General features: G+C 28.9%; 6 protein-coding genes and 1 rRNA gene. 2 read left to right on the top strand and 5 right to left on the bottom strand.

The window, feature by feature from the left end:
- Positions 1 to 457: 457 nt before the first annotated feature.
- Genes glgD through glgB form a run of 4 tightly spaced genes read right to left on the bottom strand, consistent with a single transcriptional unit; the run spans position 458 to position 6,264 of the window.
- Complete coding sequence (gene glgD / locus I2E83_RS17750; protein WP_195266910.1) at positions 458 to 1,564, bottom strand: glucose-1-phosphate adenylyltransferase subunit GlgD; 1,107 nt, start codon at positions 1,562 to 1,564, stop codon at positions 458 to 460.
- 13 nt (positions 1,565 to 1,577) lie between these two features.
- On the bottom strand, positions 1,578 to 2,762 hold the full coding sequence (locus tag I2E83_RS17745) for a glucose-1-phosphate adenylyltransferase (protein WP_195266909.1): 1,185 nt from the start codon (positions 2,760 to 2,762) through the stop codon (positions 1,578 to 1,580).
- A 45-nt stretch (positions 2,763 to 2,807) separates the two neighbouring features.
- Positions 2,808 to 4,253: a glycogen synthase GlgA gene (glgA, locus tag I2E83_RS17740; protein WP_195266908.1), complete on the bottom strand. Its 1,446-nt coding sequence runs from the start codon at positions 4,251 to 4,253 to the stop codon at positions 2,808 to 2,810.
- 34 nt (positions 4,254 to 4,287) lie between these two features.
- Positions 4,288 to 6,264 (bottom strand): 1,4-alpha-glucan branching protein GlgB, encoded by a 1,977-nt coding sequence (glgB, locus tag I2E83_RS17735; protein WP_195431367.1) that lies wholly within the window; start codon positions 6,262 to 6,264, stop codon positions 4,288 to 4,290.
- A 328-nt stretch (positions 6,265 to 6,592) separates the two neighbouring features.
- Between glgB and I2E83_RS17730 the strand changes: the two genes are divergently transcribed.
- Together I2E83_RS17730 and I2E83_RS17725 are read left to right on the top strand one after the other, a co-directional pair.
- A complete protein-coding gene (locus I2E83_RS17730) occupies positions 6,593 to 7,501 on the top strand; it encodes an ABC transporter ATP-binding protein (protein ID WP_195266906.1) in 909 nt (302 codons plus the stop codon).
- Positions 7,501 to 8,727: an ABC transporter permease subunit gene (locus tag I2E83_RS17725; protein ID WP_195266905.1), complete on the top strand. Its 1,227-nt coding sequence runs from the start codon at positions 7,501 to 7,503 to the stop codon at positions 8,725 to 8,727. Before I2E83_RS17730 ends, I2E83_RS17725 begins: the two co-directional genes overlap by 1 nt.
- Positions 8,728 to 9,342: 615 nt before the next feature.
- On the opposite strand, the gene rrf is transcribed toward I2E83_RS17725, so the two are convergent.
- Positions 9,343 to 9,459, bottom strand: a 5S ribosomal RNA gene (gene rrf, locus I2E83_RS17720).
- Positions 9,460 to 9,584: the final 125 nt, after the last annotated feature.

The following is a 9,584-nucleotide window of genomic DNA, read 5'->3' as shown; positions in this document are numbered from 1 at the left end:
CTCAATAAAAAGTTTAATCTCTTCGCTCAAATTACTTTGAGTCTTAATTTTAAGACGTCTAAAAGAATTGCTGGTTTATTTTACTTAACTTATTTTCTGTTCAATTTTCAAAGACCATTTTCTTCATCGCCCTCAAGCGACTTTATTATCTTATCACTTAAAGTTATCATTGTCAACATATTTTTTATTGTTTTAATGATTTCTTTAATATGTTTTGTTCCTCGCTTGGAACGAGATTAATCTTACCACTTATATTAATACTTATTTCTACAAAATACGATATTTACATCGAATTATATTACTTATACTTAATAAATCTCTTTTTTTCTAATATATAATACTATTGATACACCCGGAACATTTGTTATTATATTTCACCTATATAGTAACTATTAGATTTATTTCAATAGCTACTATATAGATTTATATATTTATTATTTCTTGTTATATTTCTATCTTAAACAACTTTTGCTCTTTGAATAGTTACAGGATAATTATTTGTACCTTTAATTATTTGACTTTCATTCACTACAGTTCCCTTATCAGCTATAACCCTATCCATTACAGCATCAGGACCAATTACTGTGTTTTGCATTATAACACAATTTTCAAGCTTTGCTCCTTTTCCAACAACTACTCTTCTACCAATTATACAGTTCTTTACTTCTCCTTCTATATATGATCCATTAGCAATTATAGAGTTTGATACTAAACTCATATCTGTATATTGTGTTGGAGGTTCATCTTGTGACTTAGTAAATATAGGCTTTTTATTATAAAATAACTCTTTGTTTATATTTTGATCTAGAATATCTAAATTAGTATCAAAATATGCTTTAATTGAATTTATACAAGATAAATATCCATCAAATTCATATGCTCCCACTTTAAACTTATTAAGATTTGAAGCTATATAGCCTTTTATTTTTCTATGAATTCCAGTTTTTATGCACTCATGAATAATATCAGTAAATAACTCCCTCTTCATAATATACATTTCCATGTTTATATTTGCGATTTTCTCTCTACCTATATTTTCACCAATGCTAATTACTCTATTATCACTGCCTATATTTAAAACTTCACATTCCAAAAACTTTTTATCTGCATTTTCTACTTCTTTATATACTATTGTTATATCATTTTTAGACTTCTTATGATATTTTAATACTTCATTATAATCTATATTACATATCATATATGATGGACTTATTAGTACATATTCTTTTCTACTTTGTTCAATGAACTCAATATTATCTATAAAGTTATGAACATCATCATAGTCAGGATCATAATCTCCAAAATTAAATACTCTAAGACCATCTTTTTTTCTATGCAAATCCCATGGTCTACCATTGGTTAGATGATTTATTAATGATCTTGATTTATTAGCTGTGAATATTCCTATTCCTTCTATTCCTGAATTAGCCATATTAGATAATACAAAATCAATAACTCTATATCTTGCAGAAAGAGGTACTGATGCCAAAGTTCTATTTCTTACTAATTCTCCCATTCTGCTTTGGTTTTCATCTAAATTTATTATTCCTAAACAATTATTCATTCTTCCAGCCCCCTTAAACATTAACTACTTCATCATCTAAACAAATCTCTTTTAACTTTATATTTGATTCATTAACTATATATTGATAAGCTCCAACAACTTCTATTGAATCTCCATTACCAATGCTACAGCCATGATTTATTATTGCATTACTTCCAACTATAGCTTTATCTATTACAACATTATCTCCAATTTCTACATTTGGCATTATCACTGAATCTCTTATCACTGTATTTTTACCAACATATACACCTTGAGATACTACGGAATTTTCTATTTTACCATTGATTATACAACCTTCTACTATTAAAGAATTTACTATCTTAGCCTCATCCCCTACATATTGAGCTGGTCTTACTTGATTTTGTGAATATATTTTCCATTCGCTATCATATAAATTCAAATCATTATCTATTTTCAATAAATCCATATTAGCTTCCCATAAGCTATCTATAGTTCCAACATCTTTCCAATATCCCTTAAATGGATATGCCATTAACTTTCTTCCTTCATTAAGCATTTTAGGTATTATATTTTTACCAAAATCATTGCTTGAAGATGGATCATTTTCGTCTTCTCTTAGGAACTTCTTTAATACTGCCCAGTTAAATATATATATTCCCATTGATGCATTAGTACTCTTTGGTTCACTAGGCTTTTCTTCAAATTCATATATTGTATTATCTTCTCTAGTATTCATTATTCCAAATCTACTAGCCTCTTCTAGCGGAACATCTATAACTGCAATTGTTGCATCTGCTCCATTTTCTTTATGGAACTCTAACATTTTATCGTAATTCATCTTATATATATGGTCACCAGAAAGTATTAAAACATATTCAGGATCATATCTATCTACATACTCTATATTTTGATAAATTGCATTAGCAGTCCCCTTATACCAATCTCCACCTTTTTCTTCTTGGTATGGTGGTAATATTGATACTCCTCCATCTCTTCTATCTAAATCCCAGGGATCCCCTATTCCTATATGGGAATTTAAATCTAATGGTTTATATTGAGTTAGTACACCTACTGTATATATGCCTGAATTCGAACAATTGCTTAAAGGAAAATCTATAATCCTATACTTTCCTCCAAACGGTACTGCAGGTTTTGCTATATTCTTAGTTAATATTCCTAATCTGGATCCTTGTCCACCAGCTAAAATCATCGCTACAATTTCTTTTTTTCCCATATTCTCTTCCCTCTCTCCTATACTCATATCTTAGTCTTTTAAAATTTATTTATTATCATTGCTAGAAATTACTTCATTATATAATTCAATATATTCTTTCGCAGATTTTTCCCAACTATTATCTGCACTCATAGCTTGTCTAACAATGCTATTCCATTTATTTTTGTCTTTATAAATACTTAGGGCATATTTTGTTGTATTAAGAAGCTCATCAAATCTATAATTCTTAAATCCAAATCCATTGCCTGTTTCATCATACTCATTATAAGGAATTACTGTATCTTTTAGACCCCCAGTTTCTCTAACTATAGGGACACTTCCATATCTAAGTGCAATTAATTGTCCAAGTCCACAAGGTTCAAATAATGACGGCATTAAAAACATATCTGATGCAGCATAAATCTTATGTGCTAATTCATTACTAAATTTTATATTTGAACTAACCTTTTTAGGATGTCTACTTTGGAAGCTTTTAAAACTTTCTTCATACATATAATCTCCAGTACCTAATATCACAACTTGAACATCTTCCTTAAGTAATTCTTCTAATATATTAATTATTAGATCACAACCCTTTTGATGCGTTAATCTAGATACTAATCCAATCATTGGAACATCCTTATTTACTGGTAACCCTAATTCTTTTTGTAATTCTTCTTTATTAATTTTTTTATTTTCAAAATCATTAGCACTATAAGTAGAATATATATACTTATCCTCTTCTGGGTTATATTCTTTATAATCTATACCATTTACTATTCCTTGTAATGCAGAACCCCTATATCTAAGTAATCCATCTAACTGTTCTCCATACTCTGGAGTCTTAATTTCTTCTGCATAACTCTTACTTACTGTAGAAACTTTATCTGCATAATTAATTCCACCCTTTAAGAAACTAACAGCCCCATAATGCTCTAAGCTTCCATTGTTAAATGCTTCATAGTCATATCCAAATAACTCTGGTAAAACTTGTGGATTAAACATACCTTTAAAGAATAAATTGTGAATTGAAAGTACTGTTTTCATATTTTTAAATTTTTCTTCTTTGCTATACTCCAATTTAAGTAACACTGGCACCATTCCAGTTTGCCAATCATTACAATGTAATATATCAGGTACCCAATCTATATGCTTTACAAATTCTAAAACTGCTCTATCAAAAAAAGCAAATTTTTCTCCATCATCATAATATCCGTACAATCCATCTCTCTTAAAGTAATACTCATTGTCTAAAAGATAAAACTTAACTCCATCATGTTCATATTCTAAGATTCCACAATATTGACTTCTCCATCCTACATTTACAGTAAAATTATCTATATACTTTAAGTCTTCCTTTATTTCTTTTTTTATATCTCTATAATTAGGAATCACAACTCTTACATCTGCGCCTAATTCCTTTAATGCAACTGGTAAAGCACCAATAACATCTCCCAATCCACCAGTTTTAATAAAAGGATGTGCTTCTGACGCTACTATCAAAATATTCAATTTTATATCCCCCCACTCAATCTTATGTTATTTTTTAATTTTCTATTATCTCTTTGCTTTCTATAGTATTTGTTTCAGGTTCCTTAATAAGCTTATTAACAGACCATACAGAAACAGCCATAGGCGGTACTTTTAACGTAATAGAGTATGGCTTGTTATGATATTGTATTTTCTCTGATAATATAGCATCCTCATTTAATTGATTAGACCCTCCAAATTCCTTTTTATCAGAATTAAATATCTCGCTATATTCTGCATTATAAGGTACTCCAATTCTGAAATCATGATAAACAACAGGAGTAAAGTTGAAAACAAATATTAATGTATCTTTAGCTTTATTTCCTTTTCTTATGAATGCAAATATACTTTGATTAGCATTATCCGCATCTATCCACTCAAATCCATTAACATCATAGTCTAATTCCCAAAGAGCATTATGTTCTTTATAAAAACTATTTAGACTTTTACAATAATCCTGAGTTAATTTGTGCATTTCAAAATTATCAATTAACTTCCACTCTAACTGTTCATACTCTCTCCATTCTATAAATTGAGCAAACTCGTATCCCATGAATGTTAATTTCTTCCCTGGATGCCCCATCATATAGGCTAAATATAACCTTAATCCAGCAAACTTATTCCAATAATCGCCCCACATTTTATCTACTAAGGACTTTTTACCATGAACAACTTCATCATGTGATATTGGTAGTATAAAGTTTTCTGAGTAGTTGTACATCATGGAAAAAGTCATATTATTATGATGATATTTTCTATATACAGGATCCATTTCTACATACTCTAAAGTATCATTCATCCATCCCATATTCCATTTAAAATTAAAACCTAATCCACCATTTTCAATCGGCATACATACATTTGGCCATGATGTTGATTCTTCTGCAACCATAAGAACATTTTTAAACTCACCAAATACAGCTGTATTTAACTCTTTTAAAAACTCTATCCCTTCTAAACAGCCATCTCCACCAAATTTATTTGGCCTCCATTCACCCTCATTTCTTCCATAATTCAGGTAAAGCATATTAGATACAGCATCTACCCTCAATCCATCTATATGAAACTCTCTCATCCAAAATAGTGCATTAGAAATTAAAAAGCTCTTTACTTCTGGTCTACCTAAATCAAAATTAGCTGTACCCCATCCTTTATTTTCAGCCTTCCAGCCTTCTTGATATTCATAAGTTGGGCTACCATCAAAGTGATATAATCCATGCTCGTCCTTACAAAAATGTCCTGGTACCCAATCAAGGATAACCCCTATATCATTTTTATGAAGTATATTTACTAATTCTTTTAAATCCTCTGGATTACCATATCTACTTGTAACGGAATAGTAACCTATTCCTTGATATCCCCAAGAAGCATCTAATGGATGTTCTACTAATGGCATAAATTCTACATGAGTATATCCCATTTCAATTAAATACTTAGGTAGCTCATCACATAATTCTTTATATGTAAGAAATTCGCCATCCTTAGTTTTCCATGATCCTAAATGCATCTCATAAATATTTATTGGAGATTTTAGTATATCCATTTTTTCTCTTTTATTTGTCCATTTCTTATCTGACCATCTAAACTTACATTCATCTTTAACTATTGATGCAGTATTAGGTCTAAGCTCTGAAAAGGTTGCATAAGGATCCGCTTTATATACTCCCTTTAAGCTATTCTTATTTATAATATAGTACTTATATTTAGTTCCTTCCTTTAAGCCTGGAATAAATATTGACCATACTCCTCTTTTATTAACCTTCTCCATTTTAAACTCTTCTTCCGGTTTAAAATCACAAAATTCTCCTACAACATAGATTTCACTTGCATTCGGTGCCCAAGTTGTAAATCTTACTCCCTTTTTCCTTTTTTCACTTACTAAATGAGCTCCCATAAATCTATAACTACTATAATTTTTCCCTTTATGAAATAAATCGATGTCTATATCTACAAGTTGTCCATTTTTAACCTTACCCTTTACCACCTGTGTCATACAAATCTCTCCCTTGAACTTAACATAATTCTCATGTTGATAATTATACCATCGCGTTACATTAATTTCCATTGAATCCGTAATACGATAATCCTTAATATCCTATGTTTTTCATCATATATTTACATATGATTATTTATTAACTTTTTAAAACCTACATCAATCGACTTTTTACCATAAATTCTATAAAAATATTACAATTATATATCGAAATTTAACTATAAATATATCTTAAGACTATATTAAGGTTTTATTAAGGTTTTATATCCCTTTAAATTAAGATTTTAACTCTAAAATTATTAATAGATAACTTAAGGGAGGTAATAAATTGAAGGTTTTAGAGGTAAAAGGACTTAAAAAGAAGCTGGGCAAAAGAGAAATAATAAAGGATATCTCTTTTTCCATAGAAGAAGGAGAAATATTTGGATTCTTAGGACCAAATGGAGCTGGAAAAACAACAACTATAAGGATGTTAGTTGGACTTATAAATCCAAATGGAGGTAGCATCAGTATCTGTGGCCATGATTTAAAAAATGATACAGAAAATGCCTTAAATGAAGTTGGTGCTGTAGTTGAAAATCCTGAATTATATAAATATCTATCAGGAAGAGAAAATTTAATGCAAATTGCTAGAATTAGAAATATTCCTAAAACTCAAGTAGATGAAACTATAAAATTAGTAGGACTTGAAGATAGAATAGATGATAAAGTTAGAAAATACTCACTAGGTATGAAACAACGCTTAGGCTTGGCTGCTTCACTTCTATCTAATCCAAAACTTCTTATTTTAGATGAGCCTACTAATGGATTAGATCCATCCGGAATATTAGATTTTAGAGAAGTAGTTAAGAAAGCTGCTAAAGAAAGAGGAATGGCTGTATTTATATCTTCACATATCCTTTCAGAAGTTCAACATCTTTGTGATAGAGTAGCATTTATTAATCATGGGACTATAAAATCAGTAGAAAATGTAATAAATGAATCTATGGAAACTGATACCGATATAATTTGCTTAAGATTATTGCAAGAAATAGATACTAACAAATTATTATCTATTGACTATATAAATTCTGCTAGAAAAACTGATGATGGAATAGAAATAATATTATTATCAAATAAAACTCCTGAATTAATTAAGTATCTTGTTAACAACAACTATGATATACAAGAGATATTTAAGATACGTAAAGGCTTAGAACAAAGATATATGGAATTAGTTGAAGGAGGAATTAGATAATGTTATTTACTCTTATAAAAAATGAATTTATTAAAATCTTTAAAAGATCTAAGACTTGGATTGTCTTTGGATTGTTTATAGTGTTTATTGGAATAACTGCTTTTGGTACATGGATGAACGATAAGCATATGAAAGAATGGACTTCTCCTGAGTATCAAATAGACCAAGCTGAAGAACAATTAGTTCATATAAGAAATGATATAAAAAGAGCTGAAGCTGATGGAGACCCACAATGGATCCAAAGTTCTAAAGAAATAGAAACTAGTCTTTTAAAGCAAATAGAAGATAATAAGGAAATACTTAAAAACGGAATCTCTGAAGATGCGTGGAAAAAACAATTAGATGAATCAATAGAAACTACTGAAAATACTATCAAACAATATGAAGAAGATGGTCTAAATGAATGGAATAAAAAATGGTATGCTGAATCAAAACAGCAATTAGATGACTTAAAATACTTAAAGAATAATAATATAAAGCCTTTACAAGGTTGGGAATACCATGCATTTAATTTTTTAAAAACTCTTAATAAATTCTTTGGCTTAGGAGTATTAATAGCAGGAATTGCTGTATTTATGAGTGATATGGTTTCAGGCGAATGTACTCCAGCAACATTAAAATTCTTACTTGTGCAACCAGTTAAAAGAGGAAAAATTTTATTATCTAAATTTATTGTTTCAGTTATTACAATATTATCATTAATATTAATACCTCAATTAGTTGGTATGACGGTTGTTAATATGACAAGTGATGTTAATGCATCAGATTATCCTGTTAGAATTGAACAAAAGTATGAAAAAGTGTTTGATCAATCTTCAGGAGAAATGTTAATGCAACAAGTTCCCGATACTTCTAAAATGGTTACTAATACCGAAAGTGCTATAAGAACATTAGGCTTTCAATCACTATTTATTTTATCAGCTTGTTCAGTTATTTTTATGATATCTACTATATTTAAAAGTAGTATGACATCAATGGCTGTTTCAGTAATATCAACTATATTCTTGGCAATAGGAACTCAAGCAATTAGTTCCCTAAGAGATATTAGTCATATACTTTTTACAACTTATGCCGATGCTGGTAGTTTAGTAAATTCCAAGTTAGCATTAATGTATCAAAACCCTAAATTAACAACAACTAACGGAATAATATGTATGATTATAACTGCAATAATAGCGTATGTGATAGCACATATTAACTTTACTAAAAAAGATATTTTAATATAGTAAATCTAAGTATAAAAAAATCATAATATAGATTGTAATATAGATTGTAATATAGATTGTAATATAGATTGTAATATAGAAGCATAAAGGGGCTCGCGAAACGCGAGCCCCTTTATGTTTTATTAATCTTACTACTATAACAACATTCTAATATTAAAATATACGTTATAGAAATAATTTTAATATATTTTTTAGTAAAGAAAATATTTATAAAACATGTTAAAACAATACCACTTTATATAAGTTTGTAATTAAAGCTAAAAGTTATAAATAGATTATTAAGTAGATATTTCTTCAAATTTCATATTACTACTATCTTCACTTTACTTGTCCTCTGTTAACTAATAATATAGTCCACAACTAACAAATTATTATCCACAAATATATCTAGTTATCAACATTAATTACTTTATTATTTCTTTACACTGTTGATAACTTTTCATATATATAATAAAACTTTATATAATTTTCTATAGATCTCTAACATCTCTATCTATATTTATCCCCATCTCTAGATCTTAATCCTTAAATCTTTAATTAAACATACTTTCATAACGAATAAGACCTACATAAAATAAAAAAGACTTAAGAATTTATTCTTAAGTCTTTTTAATGACCTGGCAACGTTCTACTCTCCCACACAGTCTCCCATGCAGTACCATCGACGCTGTAGAGCTTAACTTTCCTGTTCGGAATGGAAAGGAGTGTTTCCTCTACGCCATCATCACCAGATTTCAGAGTATTCTCTGAAAATTGCACATGAATTAATTTTAAGCCTGTTTTTTATTGGTCAAGCCCTCGACCTATTAGTATCAGTCAGCTAAATATGTTACCACACTTACACCTCTGACCTATCA

The sequence above is a fragment of the Clostridium sp. D46t1_190503_E9 genome, from assembly GCF_015555225.1.
In the GTDB taxonomy this organism is placed as follows: Bacteria; Bacillota; Clostridia; order Clostridiales; family Clostridiaceae; genus Clostridium.
The sequence above is the reverse complement of the archived record's forward strand: the minus strand, read 5'-3'. Positions and strand labels throughout refer to the sequence as shown.